The organism is Amycolatopsis sp. NPDC006125 (genome assembly GCF_040614195.1).
Lineage (GTDB): Bacteria > Actinomycetota > Actinomycetes > Mycobacteriales > Pseudonocardiaceae > Amycolatopsis_E > Amycolatopsis_E tucumanensis.
Genome location: NZ_JBEXTZ010000039.1, coordinates 23,248 through 38,432 on the forward strand (window position 1 = coordinate 23,248; position 15,185 = coordinate 38,432).

General features: G+C 72.0%; 15 protein-coding genes and 1 pseudogene. 8 read left to right on the forward strand and 8 right to left on the reverse strand.

The annotated features are described in order from the left end of the window. The first annotated feature begins 13 nt into the window (after positions 1 to 13). Positions 14 to 874 carry an NAD(P)-binding domain-containing protein gene (locus ABZ193_RS20865; RefSeq protein WP_354711105.1) on the forward strand — a complete coding sequence of 287 codons (861 nt, stop codon included), beginning with the start codon at positions 14 to 16 and terminating at the stop codon, positions 872 to 874. Between the two features lie 49 nt (positions 875 to 923). Here ABZ193_RS20865 and ABZ193_RS20870 read toward each other — a convergent pair whose 3' ends face one another. After that, complete coding sequence (locus ABZ193_RS20870; protein ID WP_354711107.1) at positions 924 to 1,325, reverse strand: nuclear transport factor 2 family protein; 402 nt, start codon at positions 1,323 to 1,325, stop codon at positions 924 to 926. A gap of 203 nt (positions 1,326 to 1,528) precedes the next feature. On the opposite strand from ABZ193_RS20870, the gene ABZ193_RS20875 reads away from it, so the two are divergent. Beyond that, a complete protein-coding gene (locus ABZ193_RS20875; protein ID WP_354711108.1) occupies positions 1,529 to 3,205 on the forward strand; it encodes an enoyl-CoA hydratase-related protein in 1,677 nt (558 codons plus the stop codon). A gap of 54 nt (positions 3,206 to 3,259) precedes the next feature. On the opposite strand, the gene ABZ193_RS20880 is transcribed toward ABZ193_RS20875, so the two are convergent. Together ABZ193_RS20880 and ABZ193_RS20885 are read right to left on the reverse strand one after the other, a co-directional pair. Next, positions 3,260 to 3,880, reverse strand: a complete 621-nt coding sequence (locus ABZ193_RS20880; protein WP_354711109.1) for a 3,4-dihydroxy-2-butanone-4-phosphate synthase — start codon at positions 3,878 to 3,880, stop codon at positions 3,260 to 3,262. Next, on the reverse strand, positions 3,877 to 4,392 hold the full coding sequence (locus tag ABZ193_RS20885; protein ID WP_237336585.1) for a flavin reductase family protein: 516 nt from the start codon (positions 4,390 to 4,392) through the stop codon (positions 3,877 to 3,879). Before ABZ193_RS20885 ends, ABZ193_RS20880 begins: the two co-directional genes overlap by 4 nt. Positions 4,393 to 4,589: 197 nt before the next feature. Between ABZ193_RS20885 and ABZ193_RS20890 the strand changes: the two genes are divergently transcribed. Genes ABZ193_RS20890 through ABZ193_RS20915 form a run of 6 tightly spaced genes read left to right on the forward strand, consistent with a single transcriptional unit; the run spans position 4,590 to position 9,890 of the window. Beyond that, positions 4,590 to 5,513 (forward strand): alpha/beta hydrolase, encoded by a 924-nt coding sequence (locus tag ABZ193_RS20890; protein ID WP_020417135.1) that lies wholly within the window; start codon positions 4,590 to 4,592, stop codon positions 5,511 to 5,513. Continuing rightward, the gene (locus ABZ193_RS20895) at positions 5,510 to 6,226 is read left to right on the forward strand and encodes a Crp/Fnr family transcriptional regulator (RefSeq protein WP_354711111.1); all 717 of its coding nucleotides are present in this window, start codon (positions 5,510 to 5,512) and stop codon (positions 6,224 to 6,226) included. Before ABZ193_RS20890 ends, ABZ193_RS20895 begins: the two co-directional genes overlap by 4 nt. Beyond that, positions 6,223 to 7,197 (forward strand): alpha/beta hydrolase, encoded by a 975-nt coding sequence (locus tag ABZ193_RS20900; protein ID WP_354711112.1) that lies wholly within the window; start codon positions 6,223 to 6,225, stop codon positions 7,195 to 7,197. Before ABZ193_RS20895 ends, ABZ193_RS20900 begins: the two co-directional genes overlap by 4 nt. Further along, entirely contained in the window at positions 7,190 to 8,419 is a 1,230-nt protein-coding gene (locus ABZ193_RS20905; protein WP_237336589.1) for a CaiB/BaiF CoA-transferase family protein, read from the forward strand. The genes ABZ193_RS20900 and ABZ193_RS20905 overlap by 8 nt, the downstream gene beginning before the upstream one ends. Before the next feature lie 14 nt (positions 8,420 to 8,433). Then, positions 8,434 to 9,075, forward strand: coding sequence for an enoyl-CoA hydratase/isomerase family protein (locus ABZ193_RS20910; RefSeq protein ID WP_354711114.1), 642 nt, complete (start codon positions 8,434 to 8,436; stop codon positions 9,073 to 9,075). 11 nt (positions 9,076 to 9,086) lie between these two features. After that, on the forward strand, positions 9,087 to 9,890 hold the full coding sequence (locus ABZ193_RS20915) for an SDR family oxidoreductase (RefSeq protein WP_020417140.1): 804 nt from the start codon (positions 9,087 to 9,089) through the stop codon (positions 9,888 to 9,890). A 65-nt stretch (positions 9,891 to 9,955) separates the two neighbouring features. Here the strand turns inward: ABZ193_RS20915 and ABZ193_RS20920 are convergent, their stop codons facing one another. The 5 genes and pseudogenes from ABZ193_RS20920 to ABZ193_RS20940 all read right to left on the reverse strand — a co-directional run bounded on the left by ABZ193_RS20920 (position 9,956) and on the right by ABZ193_RS20940 (position 15,183). After that, the gene (locus ABZ193_RS20920; RefSeq protein WP_354711115.1) at positions 9,956 to 10,750 is read right to left on the reverse strand and encodes an MBL fold metallo-hydrolase; all 795 of its coding nucleotides are present in this window, start codon (positions 10,748 to 10,750) and stop codon (positions 9,956 to 9,958) included. 22 nt (positions 10,751 to 10,772) lie between these two features. Continuing rightward, a pseudogene (locus ABZ193_RS20925) lies at positions 10,773 to 12,385 on the reverse strand (long-chain-fatty-acid--CoA ligase). A 15-nt stretch (positions 12,386 to 12,400) separates the two neighbouring features. Then, a complete protein-coding gene (locus tag ABZ193_RS20930) occupies positions 12,401 to 13,378 on the reverse strand; it encodes an NADPH:quinone reductase (protein WP_354711117.1) in 978 nt (325 codons plus the stop codon). A gap of 19 nt (positions 13,379 to 13,397) precedes the next feature. Then, on the reverse strand, positions 13,398 to 14,360 hold the full coding sequence (locus ABZ193_RS20935; RefSeq protein WP_354711119.1) for an NAD(P)-dependent oxidoreductase: 963 nt from the start codon (positions 14,358 to 14,360) through the stop codon (positions 13,398 to 13,400). Between the two features lie 10 nt (positions 14,361 to 14,370). Then, positions 14,371 to 15,183 (reverse strand): SDR family NAD(P)-dependent oxidoreductase, encoded by an 813-nt coding sequence (locus ABZ193_RS20940; protein ID WP_020417145.1) that lies wholly within the window; start codon positions 15,181 to 15,183, stop codon positions 14,371 to 14,373. Positions 15,184 to 15,185 lie beyond the last annotated feature (2 nt).

The following is a 15,185-nucleotide window of genomic DNA, read 5'->3' on the forward strand; positions in this document are numbered from 1 at the left end:
GCATCGTCGTGGCATGACGACGAAAACCGATGCGGTGACAGTGCTCGGCCTCGGCGAGATGGGCTCGGCGATCGCCAGGGTGTTCCTGGAGCGCGGGTACCGCACGACGATCTGGAACCGGACCGCGAGCAAGGCGGCGCCACTGGTCGAGGCCGGAGCCACCGCGGCCCCGACGGCGGCGGAAGCCGTCGCGGCGAGCCCGCTCGTGGTGGTGTGCCTGCTCGACGGCGCGGCGGTGGACGGCGTGTTGTCGTCCATTGAGGACACCGTCACGGGCAAGGTCCTGGTGAACGTCACGAGCGGATCTCCGGGCCAGGCCAGGGCGAACGACCGGTGGGCGCACGAGCACGGCGCCCGCTACGTCGACGGCAAGATCATGGGCGACCCGCCGTACGTGGGCACCCAGAACGCCCGGTTCCTGTTCAGCGGCACCGCGTTCGGCGAGCACGAAGAGGCACTGCGGGAACTGGGGGCCGTCAGCTACCACGGCGAGGACCCCGGGGCGGCGGCCGTGGAGTTCCTGGCCCACGTCGCCATGGGGTACGAACTGCTCCTCGGCTTCCTGCACACGCTCAAGCTCGTGCAGGCCGAAGGCGCCGACCTGGCCGGGTTCGCCGACCGCTTCGCCGCTTCGCTGACCGCTTACCAGCCGCTGCTGACCTCGATCGCCAAGGCCGTCGAGAACCGCGAGTACCCGCCGGACCTCGGCCCGCTCGACGTCCAGGTCGCGTTGATGGACGACCTGATCGGCCACCGCGAGTCGGCCGGCGTGGAAGCCGTCCGCATGCGGGAGACCAAGGAGCTGATGACGCGCCGGATCGCCGACGGTCACGGCGGGCAGGGCTTCTCGAGCGTGTTCGAGCTGTTGGGCTAGCGCGGACCGGGGACCGCGGGGGCGGCGGATTCCCGTCGCCCCCGCGGAGTCAGCCCGCTTCCGTCAGATCCCGGGTGACCTGATCGATCCGCTGGATCCGGCCGTCCGCAGCGAGCCTGCCGAACAGGTACACCTCCGCGGCGAAGGTCTTGCCCTTGCGGTGCCTGGTTCGCAACGTCCACCGGGCCGCTATCCGATCGCCTTCGACGAGCGCGTCGTGGATCTCGGCTCCGGACCAGTCGCCGCCGGCAGGCCGGTCGACGTTCTTGCGCACCGGCCGCACGTGGTCGATCATCCGCTGCCGGTCGATGACCAGCCCGTCGTTGCAGTACTCGAAGTCCGGCGCGAAGTAGCGGTCGAGGATCGCGCCCGGGTCCTCTGCCGACAACGCCATGTCCCGGGTGTAGGTGACGAGGAAGTCGGCGAGGTCCGCCGCGGATCTGATGGCCATCGCATCCACCTTCGTAGGAGTACGGCATACGCTAACGGTGCCAACATAGCAGCCGCCCGGAGATCACCACCCAATGCAGTAACGCGGGGTGGCGATCTTGGCGGCAGGGATTGCGCCGGTCAGCCGAACGCCTCTTCCCCGGTCGGCCGTACCGCGCCGCGGATCCGGCAGGTACCGTCGGGCGATTGACGAGCGGAGGCCCGGTGCGAATTCTCCTTCTGTGCTCGGCCTTCAACGGCCTGAGCCAGCGAGCGTGGACCACGCTCCGGGCCCGCGGTCACCACGTCACGGTGCACGTCGTGCACGACCCGGACACCATCCCTGGCGCGGCCGCCGCCGGGCCGGACCTCATCGTCTGCCCGTTCCTGCGCCACCGGGTGCCCGACGCGGTGTGGCGCGCCCACCGCACGATCATCATCCACCCCGGTCCCCCCGGCGACCGGGGCACGTCGTCCCTGGACTGGGCGATCATGGACGGTGAGCGCCAGTGGGGCGTCACCGCCCTGCAGGCGACCGGGGACCTGGACGCCGGCCCGGTCTGGGCGTCGCGGACGTTCGCGATGCCCGCCGAGCCGCCGCGAAAGAGCACCCTTTACAACGGCGAGGTCGCCGACGCCGCGGTGGACTTGATCGCCGAGGTGGTGACCAAGGCAGGCGACCCGGGGTTCGCGCCGCGGGACCAGGACCGGGCCGGCGTGGTCGGAAGGTCGCGGCCGCCCGTGCGTCGACCGGACCGCTGCTTCTCCTGGGAGGACGAGACCGGGCACATCCTGCGCCGCATCCGTGCCGCGGACGGCCGCCCCGGCGTGCACACGACGCTGGCCGGTGTGCCGGTCGCGGTGTTCGACGCCCATCCCGGCACGGTCACGCCCGGCGAGCCGGGGACGATCGCGGCGCGGCGCCACGGGGCGGTGCTCGTCCGCACCGGCGATGGCGCCGTGTGGGTCGGTCACGCCCGGCGCCTGTCCCCCGGCCCGTCGGTGAAGCTGCCCGCCACGCAGGTCCTCGGGCGCGCTCTCGCGGGTGTGCCCGAGGTGCTGGAGCCATTGGAGACCGACCAGCCGTCAGGCCCGCGGGAAATCGCCTACCGGCGGCAGGACGACGTCGGCCTGCTGCGGTTCGACTTCTACAACGGCGCGATGTCCACCGCGCAGTGCCGCCGCCTCACCGCGGCCGCGCGGTACGCGGCCGCCCAGGACACCCGGGTCCTGGTGCTGGCGGGCGGCGAGGTCTTCGCCAACGGCATCCACCTCGGGGTGATCGAGGCGCACCCGAACCCGGCGGCGGAAGCGTGGCGCAACATCACCGCGATCAACGACCTGTGCCGGGAGATCATCACCTGCACCGGGCAGGTCGTGGTGTCCGCGCTCGCGGGTGGCGCCGGCGCGGGTGGCGTGATGCTCGCGCTCGGCGCCGACGTCGTCCTCGCCAGGGACGGGATCGTGCTCAACCCGCACTACGCGACCATGGGCCTCTACGGCTCGGAGTACTGGACGTACGTGCTGCCGCGCCGGGTCGGCGAGGCGCAGTCGCGGCTGCTGACCAGCCGGTGCAAGCCGGTCAGCGCGGGCGAGGCGGCGGCACTCGGCATGGTCGACGAGGTCCTGCCGACCGACCGGCAACGCTTCCCCGGCGCGGTGCTGGAGCGGGCCGCCGAACTGGCCGCCGGGCCGGATGCGCTCCTGCAGCGCAAGCGCGCCGACCGGGAGGCCGACGAGCACCGCCGGCCACTGGAGACCTACCGGGTGCGGGAACTCGCGGAGATGAGCCACGACATCTTCGAGGACCGGCACGGTTTCGCCGCCGCCAGGCGCGCCTTCCTCCACCCGGCGGCCCCCGCCCCGGCGGCGCGCCGCCCGGCGCTGCTCACCGGCGGCTGAGCCGGCAGGCGGATCGCCACCCGGCGGAGGTGGTCCAGAACGTCGGTGCGCTGGTCACATCCGCAGCGACGCGGCAGCCAGCACGTCCACGCCTCGACGCGGGCCGGCAGCGTGGACGACGGCCAGACCGGTGCGGGCGGCGAACTCGCGGGCTTCCCGGGGACCCGCGAGCAGGACGGGATCACTGGAGCTGACGAGCGCGCAGCTCGCGACGACAGGGCGCAGTCCGGCTCGCGAGGCCAGCGCGAGGGCCGCGGGGAGCGTGCCACCCGTCGCGTCCGCCGCCGCCCGCACGGGGATGACGTGCCCCGGGCGGGTGAAGTCGCGGGGCGTGCTCGCGGGCGCGGCCAGCAGGCTGATCGTGCGGGCCCGGTCGGCCGCAGAGATACCCGTCGTCGTCCCGTGAGCGGCGTCCACGGCGACGCAGTCGCGTTCCGGGGCGCCCCGGCTGCCGGGCGGGTACATCACGGGCAGGTCGAGCCGGTCGGCGTCGTCGTCGCTCAGCGCCACGCGGAGGAAACCCGCGCCGTGACGCACGAGGAAGGCCACGGCGTGCGCGGTGGCCCGCTCGGCAGCGAGCACCAGCTCGGCGCACGGACCGGGACCGCCGGCGGTGACCACCACGATCGGGCGGCCGAGCGCCAGCGCGCGCACGGCGGCGAGGCCGGTGCTCATCGGGCCTCCAGCGCGCGCACCGCGCTCAGGTGGAAGATCAGCGGGCCGAACCTGTCGTCGGTGCGCGCGCCCAGCACCTCGAACAGGACGATGTCGTGGTCCCCGGCGGGCACGGTCCGGTGGACCCGGCAGTCCAGCCACAGCGGGGCACCGGCCAGGAACACCGCTCCCTCGGGCGACGCCTCCCAGGTCGCGTCGGCGAAACGGTCAACACCGCGGGCGGCGAGGGCTGCGCTGAGCTCGGCGTGCTCGCCACCGAGCACGCTGATGCCGACCCGTCCGGCGGCGGCCAGCCGCGGCCACGTGGTGGAGCCGCGTCCGACGCAGACCGACACCAGTGCGGGTTCCAGCGACACCGAGGTGAACGAGCTGGCGGCCATGCCCACGGGCCCCTCGGGCCCGAGGGCGCACAATGCGGTGACCCCGCTCGGGAACCGGGCGAACGCGTTTCGCAGCGCGCGCCTGCGCTCAGCCTGATCCACGGACAACGGGGGAAGGAAGAGTGTTCTCACGTCAACTCCTCGAGCCGGATCACAGCATGCTCTCCGCACCACCCGGCCCTGTCTGTGACCCACGTCCGGGCACCGGACCCGCGGTTGACGGACGCAAGTCACAGACACGATCGTCCTTCCTGGAAAGGATCGTCCAGGTCGCGGACCGAAACCCGGCAGGAGGGCATCGACGTGGATGCAACGACACAGGAGAAGCCATGAACACGGGCCGTTCCGTGGAAACCGATGACGGTGTCCGGCTGCACGTGACCGACACCGGCAACGGCGTTCCGGTGCTCTTCCTCCACGAGTACGCCGGCGACCACCGGAGCTGGTCGCGGCAGGTGGCCGGTCTCCAGGACGACCACCGGTGCATCACCTACGCGGCGCGCGGCTACCCGCCCTCCGACGTTCCGGCAAGCCCGTCGGCCTACTCGTGGCAGCGGGCCGTCGACGACGCGCTGACGGTGCTCGACGCGCTGGAGGTCGACGCCGCCCACGTGGTCGGACTGTCGATGGGCGGCTACACCGCCGTCCAGCTCGGGCTGCGCCACCCCGGCCGGGTGCGCTCGGTCATGGCGGTCAGCGTCGGGTCCGGTTCCGACCCGGCCACCCGGGCGGGCTACCTGGCGGAGACCAGGATCGTCGCGGAGCAGCTCCGGTCGCGGGGAGCCGGGTTCGTCGGACGCAAGTTCGCCGAAGGCCCCAGCCGGGTGCAGCTCAAGCACCACAACGAGCCCGCGTGGCACGAGTTCGTCGAACAGTTCGCGGAACACTCCGCGGAGGGGCTGGCGCTCACCGTCCTCGAGATCCAGGGCCGCCGGCCGTCCCTGCACGACCTGGCCGGCGAGTTCCGGAGTTTCCCGGTCCCCCTCCTGGTCGTCAACGGTGACGAGGACGAGGCGTGCTTGTCCACGGGCTTGATGCTGAAGCGGACCGCGCCCGCGTGCGGCATGCTGGTCCTGCCCAACAGCGGGCACGTCCCCAACCTGGAGAATCCGCAGCGGTTCAACGACATCGCCCGCGGCTTCTTCCAGTCGGTCGAATCGGGCAGCTGGCCGGAACGGGACCCGCGCTCGCGCTTCACCTCCCAGTTCGGACTCGACCAGCTCGATTCCGGGGAACCGGCGGCGGTGGAATGAACCGCGCACAGATCCCGGCCGCGGCGCTCCAGGCGTGGTCGAAGAGCTTTCTGTCCGGACAGGATCCGGAGATCCGCGACGCGCTCCTCGCGGACAGCCGGGTGGTGACCTACTCCGCGGGCACCGTCATCTGCCGCGGGAACTCCGACTACCGGGTGACGCTCGTCCACAAGGGACGGATTCGCGCGAAGGTGACGTCCTGGGACGGGCGGGAGGTCACCACGCGGTACGCGACGGCCGGGCACTTCACCGCCCTGCCCGCGATGTTGACCGACGGTGCACCGTCGTCGCTGGAAGCGGTGACGATGTGCGAGGTCTCGGTGCTGAACCCGAACACCTTCCGCCGCCTCATGCGGACCCGGGCGGAACTCGCGTACCAGGTCGCCGTGTACCTGGCGGAGTCCACCTACGAAACCGTGGCCTACCTCGAGGACAACCTGTTCAACTCCGTCCAGCAGCGGCTGAGCCGGCACCTGCTCGAGATGGCCACCCCCACCGTGAACGGGCTGCTGGTGCAGACGGACCAGACCGATCTCGCGCACACCATCGGGTCGGTGCGCGAGGTCGTCGCCCGCGCGCTCAAGAAGCTGGACGACATCGGGGCGATCCGCCGTTACCGGCGGCAGATCTGGATCGAGGACCCGGCGCTGCTGAGGTCGTTCGCGTCGACGGACCTGCGGGGCCGTCGCCTGCCCGAAGTGAGGGACAGTTGAGCCAGTACCGGATGGACGAGGAGCTGGTGCCGTCGATCGCCGCCCTGCCCACGGTCGACCGAACCGACGTCGCGGAAGCCCGCCGGATCGCGTCGAGCCGGTACACCAGGTCCGGCCCGGTCGAAGGTGTGAGTGTTCATGATTACTCGTGCGCCGCCGCGGACGGGCACGTCATCGCACTCCGCGCGTACCGGCCGTCCCGCCGGACGAACAGCGGTGCGATCTACCACGTCCATGGCGGTGGATTCATCCTGGGCGATCTGGACATGAGTCACCTCCGCAACGCCGAGATCGCGCGGGAAACCGGCGCGGTCGTCGTCGCCGTGGACTACCGGCTGGCTCCGGAGTGGCCCTTCCCGACACCGTTGGACGATGTCTACAGCGGACTTCTCTGGTTGCGCGAACACGCCGGCGAGCTCGGGATCGACCCCTCCCTGATCGTCCTGCACGGGGTGAGCGCGGGCGGCGCGCTCGCGGCCGCGGCCGCCCTGCTGGCCCGCGACCGGAACGGGCCCCCGGTCCGCTTCCAGTTCCTCAAATCGCCGGCGCTGGACGACCGGCTCCGGACGGCGAGCAGCAGGCGGTTCACCGACACGCCCGCGCTCACCCGCCGGGACGCCGAGATCAGCTGGTCCGCCTACCTCGGCGGGGCAGCCGGCGCGGTGTCGCCCTACGCCGCGCCCGCCCGCGCCACCGACCTGACGAACCTGCCCCCGGCGTACGTCTCCGTCGCCGAGTTCGATCCGCTGCGCGACGAAGGAATCGACTTCGCGCGATCACTGCTGGCGGCCGGGGTGCCCGTCGAACTGCACCTGTTCCCCGGCACCTACCACGGCTCCGGCTCGGTACGGGAAGCGGCGGTGAGCCGGCGGGAGCTGTCCGAGGAGGTAGCGGTGCTGCGCAAGGTCCTGGAGCGGCCGGGACGACCGGCCACACCGCGAGACGACGAGGGGAACCGGGCACATGTCTGAGGCGAGCGTGACGACGGAGCAGCACTTCCTCAGCGGCGTGCGGGTCCTGGACATCACCGGCGCACTGGCCGGGCCGTACTGCACCACCATCCTGTCCGACCTCGGCGCCGAGGTCATCAAGGTCGAACCCGTCGACGGGGACTCGCTCCGGCGGCGTCTGGTCGGGCCGGAACAGCGCCCGCTGCCGTTCGACCTGATCCACCGCAACAAGCGGAGCTTCGCGGTCGACATCAAGACCGAGCGCGGGCAGAACCTGGTCAGGGCTCTGGCTCGCCGGTCGGACGTGCTGGTGGAGAACTTCCGGGTCGGCGCGCTCGCGCGGCAGGGACTGTCCTACGAGGACCTGAAGGACGACTGCCCGGACCTCGTGTACTGCTCGATCTCCGGCTTCGGCCAGTACGGGCCGATGCGGAGCGCGAAAGGCATCGACCTGGTCGCCCAGGCCTACGGCGGGCTGCTCAGCGTGACCGGAAGCACGAGCGGGGAGCTGGCGAAGGCGGGCTACCCCATCGGGGACCTGGGCACCGGGATGTGGGGCGCCATCGGCGTGCTGGCGGCGCTGCACCGCGTCCGGGCGGGGCTCGGCGGCTCCCACATCGACGTGTCCCTCGCGGACACGATCGCCGGATGGTCGTTGTGGGAGGTCGCCGATTACGCCGGGACGGGCGAGCCGCCGGGTCCGCTGGGCACCGCGCACCGGCTCACCGCGCCGTACGAGGCGTTCACCTGCGGCGACGACGCGGTGCTCGTGATCGGCGTGACCGAGCGCTCGTGGCGTGACTTCTGCGCGGTGCTCGACCTCGACCTCTCCGGCGACGAGCGCTTCCGCGGCGAGTACAGCCGCTTCGTCCACCGCGAGCAGCTCGCCGGGCTGCTCCAGGCCCGGTTCCGGACGGCGCCGAGGGATCACTGGATCGAGCGGCTCCGTGAAGCGGGCGTGCCGTGCGGGCCCGTCCACACCGTCCCCGAGATGCTGGACGACGCCCAGTACGCGGCCCGCGAGATGTTCCCGGGCGACGTCGAGCGGTTCGGGCACCGCCGCGTGGTGAACACGCCGCTCATCGCCGACGGCGCGCCCCGCGCGCGCCGGAAGGCGCCCGGGATCGGGCAGGACACGGTCGACCTGCTGACCGAGCTGGGAATCGATGACCACGAGGTCCGGGCCCTGGTGCGAAACGGCGTGGTCGCCGCGGCTCCGGCCCCGGACGCGAAGGCCGGCTGAGGATGAGCGGTTCGATGCAACTGGACATCGCAGACCGGGTCGCCCGGCTCACGATCAGCAGGCCCGAGAAGCGGAACGCGATGTCCGGCGACATGTGGCAGGAGCTGGTCCGGCATGTCAGGAGGATCGACGAGACACCGGGAATCGCGACCGTCGTGCTGCGGGGCTCCGGCGGGAGTTTCTCCGCGGGCGGGGACCTCGCGGAGTTGAGTTCGTCCGATCCGGACCACGTCGCCGCCTACCGGCACCTGGCCGAGACCGCTGTCCTGGCGCTGACGCAGCTCGCACCGCCCAAGATCGCGGAGATCGACGGGACGTGTTTCGGCGCGGGTTGCAGCCTCGCGCTCGCCTGCGACGTCCGGATCTGTTCGCCGGCGGCAAACTTCCGGATACCGGCGCTCGGTCACGGGCTGACCTACGAGCCGGTTTTCGTGCGCCGGCTGGTGCAGGCGGTGGGCACCGGCCCGGCGGGGCTGCTGCTGTACGGCGGGGAACGCTGGAACGCTGAGCAGGCCGCCGCTCATGGCCTGGTCGACAAGTGCGCGCAGGACGCGGCGGCCGCGGTCGGGGAGATCGTGGCCTGGCTGCGCGGCGCGGACGTCGAAGACATCGTCTCGACGGCGATGTCCATCAGGACCGCCACGCGGTCCCGGTAGGAAAGGTCACCATGGATCTGCAGTTGAAGGGTGCCCGGGCGGTCGTCACGGGAGGATCCCGTGGGCTCGGGCTGGCCATCGCGCGCGGGCTCCTCGCCGAGGGCGCCCGGGTGGCGCTCGTCGCCAGGGACGCGCGGCGGCTCGGCGCCGCCGCGGACGGCCTCCGCTCCGGCGCCACGGCAGCGGAGGTCCTCGCCGTCCCGGCGGACACCACCGACGACTCCTCGGTCCGGGCCATGGCCGAGCAGGTCGTGACCGCCTGGGGCGGTGTCGACGTGCTGGTGAACGCCGCCGCCCAGCCGTCCTTCGCCTCCGCTCCCCCACCGCTGGCCGATCTCACCGACGGCGAGGTGCTGGCGGACTTCGACACCAAGGTCCTCGGTTACCTCCGGTGCGCCCGCGCCCTCGCGCCGCACATGATCCGGCAGGGGCAGGGACGGATCGTGAACATCTCCGGTCTCAACGCCCGCCGCACCGGCTCCGTCTCCGGGACGATCCGCAACGTGGCGGTCGCCGCCCTCACCGCGAACCTCGCCGACGAACTCGGCCCGCACGGTGTCGGGGTCACGGTCGTGCACCCGGGTCTCGTGGAGACCGAACGCACCCCACGGCTCGTCGCGGACCGGGCGGCGGCCGGCGGGCTCACCGAGGAGCAGGTCCGCGCCCAGCTGGCCGCGACGACGAGCCTCCGGCGTCTCGTCACCGCGGAGGAGGTCGCGGACGTGGTCGTGTTCCTGTGCTCGCCCCGGGCGGCCGCCGTGACGGGAGACGCGGTGTCCGTGGCGGGCGGCAACCGCGGAGCGGTGCACTACTGAAGCGAGATCACGGCGGAGCTGCTGGCTGGTTGTGCCGCCCATGACCGTGGGCGGCACAACCAGCACTACGCCCAGGAGAACCGGCGCAGTCCGTCGGCCGTGATCAGGCGGCCGAAGGACAGCTCGGGGAAGTGCGCGGGGGCGAACGGGTCGCCCGTAGCGGCCAGCTCGTCGGCGATGCGTTCGCGGATGGCGTTGGCCGCGGCCCGGTCCACGTCGAACATCCCTTCCCATTCCGGGTCGGTGAGCTCCCCGACCGTGTGCACCACGTCGCCGAGCAGGAGCGCGCGCTCGCCGGAGTCGCTGACCACGAACACGGTCGAGCCCGGGGTGTGCCCCGGCGCGGGCCGCGCGAGGAGACCGGGCACCAGCTCGGTCTCCTCGTCGAACGTCTCCAGCCGCCCCTCGATCGGGGCCAGGGTTTCCTGCAGGACGGGATCGGCCGTGGAGCCGGTCATGAAGTACGCCCAGTCCGCCTCGTGCACCCGGAACGTCGCGCGCGGGAACGTCACCTCGCCGCGGACCGTCGCCCAGCCGACGTGATCCGGGTGCAGATGCGTGAAGACCACGTCGGTGACGTCCTCGGGCGCGACCCCGGCCCGGCGCAGGTTCGCCGGCAGCCAGCCTGTCACGAACCCCTCGTGCACGAAGTCGTCACCCGCTCCGGCGTCGACCAGGATCGTCCGGTCCCCCAGCCGCACGAGGAACGCCCCGATGTCCATGTGGATCCGGCCGTGCTCGTCCAGCGGCTGGTGCGCACAGTCCCACCGCGCGTCCCGCCGGTGGGTCACGGTGTTCCCGATCGGCAACCTCGCGGTGCCGTCGAGGATCGGGACGATGTCGACGTTTCCTACCTTCATCGGTTCCTTCCAGTCACTCCGGTCAGCCGCGGACGCGCAGGGCCTCCCCCGACCATTCCTGTTCGCGCAGTTCGTACTTCCGCACCTTCCCGGTGGAGGTCTTGGGCAGTTCGGCGACGATCTCGACCTCGCGCGGCGCCTTGTAGCGGGCGATGAGCGACCGCACGTGCGCGATCAGCTCGCTCTCCGAAGGTTCCTCCCCGGCCGCGGCACCACGAAGGCCTTGGGCCGCTCACCCCACCGCGGGTCCGGCACACCGATCACGGCGACCTCGAGGACGTCGGGGTGCGCGGCGGTGGCGTGCTCGACCTCGATGGTCGAGATGTTCTCGCCGCCGGAGATGATCACGTCCTTGGCCCGGTCCCGAAGCTCCACGTAGCCGTCCGGATGCATCACCCCGAGGTCCCCGGAGTGGAACCAGCCACCGGCGAACGCCCGTTCCGTGCCCTCGGGATCGTTGAAGTAGCCCTGCATCACGTTGTTGCCGCGCATGACGATCTCACCCATGGTCCGCCCGTCCCGGGGAACGTCGCGCAAGTTCCCATCCACCACCCGGACCTCGTCCGCCTGCAGCATCCCCACCCCCTGCCTGGCCCGCAGCTTCGCGCGCTCCTCCGGCGCCAGGTCGTCCCACGCCCGCTGGTACTCGTTCACCGCGTACGGGCCGTAGGTTTCGGTCAGGCCGTACACGTGCACGATCCGGAAGCCCATCCGCTCCATCTGCAGGATCGTGGTGGGGCTCGGCGGCGCTCCCGCGGTGGTGACGACGAGCCGGTGGTCGAGCTGGTGGGCCGGCTCGGCCCGCATGATCGTGGTGACGACCGTGGGCGCCCCGTTGAGGTGGGTGACCCGGTGGCGGTCGATGAGCTCCCACACCCGGTCCCCGCGCACCTCACGCAGGCAGATCTGGGTCCCGCCCGCCGCGACCAGCGCCCACGTCGTGCACCAGCCGTTGCAGTGGAACATCGGCAGCGTCCACAGGTAGACGCTGTCCGCGTCGTGTCCGGAGTGGAAGATCTCGCCGAAGGAGTTCAGGTACGCGCCGCGGTGGGTGTAGACCACGCCCTTGGGCCGTCCCGTCGTGCCCGAGGTGTAGTTGATCGAAATGGGCGATCGCTCGTCGTCGACCGCCCACACCAGCTCGTCCTCCTCGTCCGCGGCGGCGAGGAGGTCGGCGAACGCGACCGCGCCGGGGACCTCGACGGTCGCCTCGGGACCGAGCGGGTCGGCCGCCACGGCGATCGTCCGCACCGTGTCCAGCGACCCGGCGATCGGCGCGATCGTGGCGGCGTACTCGGCGTCGACGACGAGCACGGTCGCGCCCGAGTGATCGAGGATGTAGCGGACCTCCTCAGGCGCCAGCCGGGTGTTGATCGCGACCAGCACCGCACCGGCCAGCGGCACGGCGAAGTGGGCGGCCAGCATCTCCGGCACGTTGGGCATGAGGTAGGCGACGCGGTCGCCCGGCCGCACTCCGGCGGCGCGCAGCATCCGCGCCCGCTGCTCCACGCGCGCGGCGAACTCCCGGTAGGTCCAGGCCTCGTCGCCGTGCACGACGGCGACCTTGCCGGCGTGCACGTTCGCCGAACGCCGCAGGAACGACAGCGGCGTCAGCTGGGTGATCCCGGTGTCCATCCGTGTGCTCCCCTTTCAGTGCTCGCCCACGCGCAGGACGACTTTCCCCGTCGGCGCCTGCTCGGCCACCTCGTGCGCCCGCACCACCTCGTCCAGGCCGTGCGGCAGCACCGGCAGAGCGGACAGCGCGCCGTGCGCGAGTGCTTCGGAAGTCCACCGGATCGCGGCCGCCAGCCGCTCCGGGGACACCCCGTAGAGCAGCACGAACTCCAGCGTCGTGTTCGCCTTCATGAACTCGCCCACGGGCAGGGACAGCTCCCCCTCCGCGGCGTAGACGGCGATGGTGCCGGGCGCGCCGAGCACGGCCACGTCGAGGTCCAGGTTCGCCCCGAGCGCGACCTCGACGACCCGGTCGACGGGCCCGGCGAAGTCGCGGATGCGCCGGGCCGCGTCCGCGTCGGTGTAGCGGACGACGAAGTCGGCTCCGGCCTTCTCCGCCAATGCGCGCTTCTCGTCGGAGCTCACCGTGGCCACCACCCGCGCGCCCGCGTGCTTGGCCAGCTCGATGGCGAAATGCCCCACCGCGCCCGCTCCCCCGGCGACGAGGACCGTCCGCCCCGCCAGCGCCGCGGGATTCCCGCCCAGGCAGTGCGCGGCGGTCAGCGCCGGAACCCCGAGGCACGCCCCGAGGTCGTCGGATGCGCCGTCGGGCAACGGCACCGCCCGCTCCGCGGGGACGACCGCGAACTCGGCCGCCGTCCCGTAGCGGTTGTGGAACGCCGCCAGGTACAGCCAAACCCGTTGCCCCACTTGAAGGCCGGTGACGCCGTCGCCGACCGCGTCGACCACACCGGCGCCATCGTGGTGGGGCACCTGGAACCAGTCGGGCGTGCGCCCGGCGAATCCCGCCCGGGTCTTCCAGTCGGTGGGGTTGACACCCGAGGTGGCGATCCGGACCCGGACCTGGCCCGGACCGGGCTCAGGCACCTCGAGCTCGACGACTTCGAGCACCTCCGCCGCGGGACCGGGACGACGGTAGACCGCTGCTCTCATGCCCGCACCACCTGCCTGTTCACGCGAGCCGGGTTCGAACGAGCTCGTGGTAGTGCCGGATCGCGCGGTCCGGGTCGTAGCGGGGACGCCATCCAAACTCCTCTTCCATCCGGGTTCCATCCAGCGCCATGTAGTAGCTGTCGGCCATCTGCATCGGGTTCAGCCCGGGCCCCACGTCGAGCGCCGCACCGGGAATGACCCGGCGGATCGCGTCCGCGAAGTCGTGCATCGACACCGGGTGCCCCGCGGCCACGTTGTAGGCCTGGTGGCGCAGCGGCCCGGGAGCCAGCGCGACACACGCGATGGCGTCGGCGACGTCGAGGACGTAGATGATGTCGTCCCGCTCGTCCCCGCCCTGCTCGATCGTGAAACCGCGGCCCGAGGCCGGCAGCTCGACCATCGAGCTGTAGGTGTTGATCGGGCCGGCGTGCCGCTGCAGCCTGCCCGGGCCGAAGATCGTGGCGAACCGCAGGCTGACGCACTCCACTTCGGAGTTGCGCCCGTACCACGCCACCACGTTCTCCGCGGCCGCCTTGGTGATGCCGTACATGCCGGTCGGCCGCAGCTCGTCGTCTTCGCGCACGGCCTCGTAGGTGGGAAACCCGCGCTTGCCCGTCGCCGGCGCGTACACCGCCTTCGAGCTGGTGTAGACGACCCGCCGCGCACCCGCCGCCACCGCGGCGGCGCACACCGCGGCGGTGCCGCCGACGTTCACCGCGATCGCGGTGCGCGGATCCCGTTCGCAGTCGACGAAAGCCGCGAGATGGATGACGCAGTCCGGCCGCAGGCGCAGGGCGGCGTCGGTGAAACCGTCCGCGTCGCGGATGTCGCCGACGACGAGCTCGACCCGGTCCGCCACGTCCTCGATCAGCGACGTGTCGTCCCGGCTTTCGAACACGGCCACCTCGTGGCCGCGGCCCAGCAGCTCCCGCACCACCCAGGCGCCGTTGACGCCCAGCCCGCCCGTCACCAGGAAACGCATGCCGGCTCCTTCACTGTCCGGCCAGGCGCCGGAACGACGGGACCATGGGCGCGTAGGCGGACATGCCGCCGTCCACGACCAGCACCTGCCCGTTGATGAACGACGACTCGGGCGAGGCCAGGAACAGGGCGGCCATCGCGACGTCGTCCGGCCTGCCCAGCCGCGGCGTCGCGACGTGATCCAGCAGCACCTCGGTCTGCGCCGCGGAGAACATCTTCTCGGTCGCGGGCGAGACGATGTGGCCCGGCGCGAGGACGTTGCACCGGATCCCCTGCTTGCCGTACTCGACGGCCAGCGACTTCGACAACCCGATCACCCCGGCCTTCGCGGTCGCGTAGGCCGGGCGGCCTTCGAGGGAAAGCCAGGCGGCCAGGGAAGAAGCGTTGGTGATGCTGCCCCCTCCCGCGCGGACCATGTGCGGCAGGACGTGTTTCGCGGTCAGGACGCAGCCCAGCAGGTCCACGCGCAGCTGCCCCAGCCACACCGACAGGTCTGCCTCGGCGACGAAGACGTCCTCGGCCACCAGACTACGCTCGGAGGCGTAGTTCTGGAGCACGTCCACCCCGCCGAAGCGCTCGACCGCGAACTCGACGGCGCCGGCGACCTGAACCTCGTCCGAGACGTCCGCGGCGAACGGCTCGGCGACACCACCGTCCTCCCGGATCCGGTCCACCGTCGCCGACGCCTTGGACTTGTCCACGTCCACGACGAGGACCTTCGCGCCTTCGCGGGCGAACACCTCGGCCGTCGCCGCTCCGATACCCGAACCCGCACCCGTCACCAGCGCTGACTTGCCCGTCAGCCGCCCCGCGGCAGACCCCATGC

Excerpts from the sequence above, each read along its gene's own strand:
- ABZ193_RS20865 (WP_354711105.1), top strand. The coding sequence starts at position 14 with ATGACGACGAAAACCGATGCGGTGACAGTGCTCGGCCTCGGCGAGATG.
- ABZ193_RS20870 (WP_354711107.1), bottom strand. The coding sequence starts at position 1,325 with ATGGCCATCAGATCCGCGGCGGACCTCGCCGACTTCCTCGTCACCTAC.
- ABZ193_RS20880 (WP_354711109.1), bottom strand. The coding sequence starts at position 3,880 with ATGAGCACCGGCCTCGCCGCCGTGCGCGCGCTGGCGCTCGGCCGCCCG.
- ABZ193_RS20890 (WP_020417135.1), top strand. The coding sequence starts at position 4,590 with ATGAACACGGGCCGTTCCGTGGAAACCGATGACGGTGTCCGGCTGCAC.
- ABZ193_RS20895 (WP_354711111.1), top strand. The coding sequence starts at position 5,510 with ATGAACCGCGCACAGATCCCGGCCGCGGCGCTCCAGGCGTGGTCGAAG.
- ABZ193_RS20905 (WP_237336589.1), top strand. The coding sequence starts at position 7,190 with ATGTCTGAGGCGAGCGTGACGACGGAGCAGCACTTCCTCAGCGGCGTG.
- ABZ193_RS20910 (WP_354711114.1), top strand. The coding sequence starts at position 8,434 with ATGCAACTGGACATCGCAGACCGGGTCGCCCGGCTCACGATCAGCAGG.
- ABZ193_RS20915 (WP_020417140.1), top strand. The coding sequence starts at position 9,087 with ATGGATCTGCAGTTGAAGGGTGCCCGGGCGGTCGTCACGGGAGGATCC.
- ABZ193_RS20920 (WP_354711115.1), bottom strand. The coding sequence starts at position 10,750 with ATGAAGGTAGGAAACGTCGACATCGTCCCGATCCTCGACGGCACCGCG.
- ABZ193_RS20930 (WP_354711117.1), bottom strand. The coding sequence starts at position 13,378 with ATGAGAGCAGCGGTCTACCGTCGTCCCGGTCCCGCGGCGGAGGTGCTC.
- ABZ193_RS20935 (WP_354711119.1), bottom strand. The coding sequence starts at position 14,360 with ATGCGTTTCCTGGTGACGGGCGGGCTGGGCGTCAACGGCGCCTGGGTG.
- ABZ193_RS20940 (WP_020417145.1), bottom strand. The coding sequence starts at position 15,183 with ATGGGGTCTGCCGCGGGGCGGCTGACGGGCAAGTCAGCGCTGGTGACG.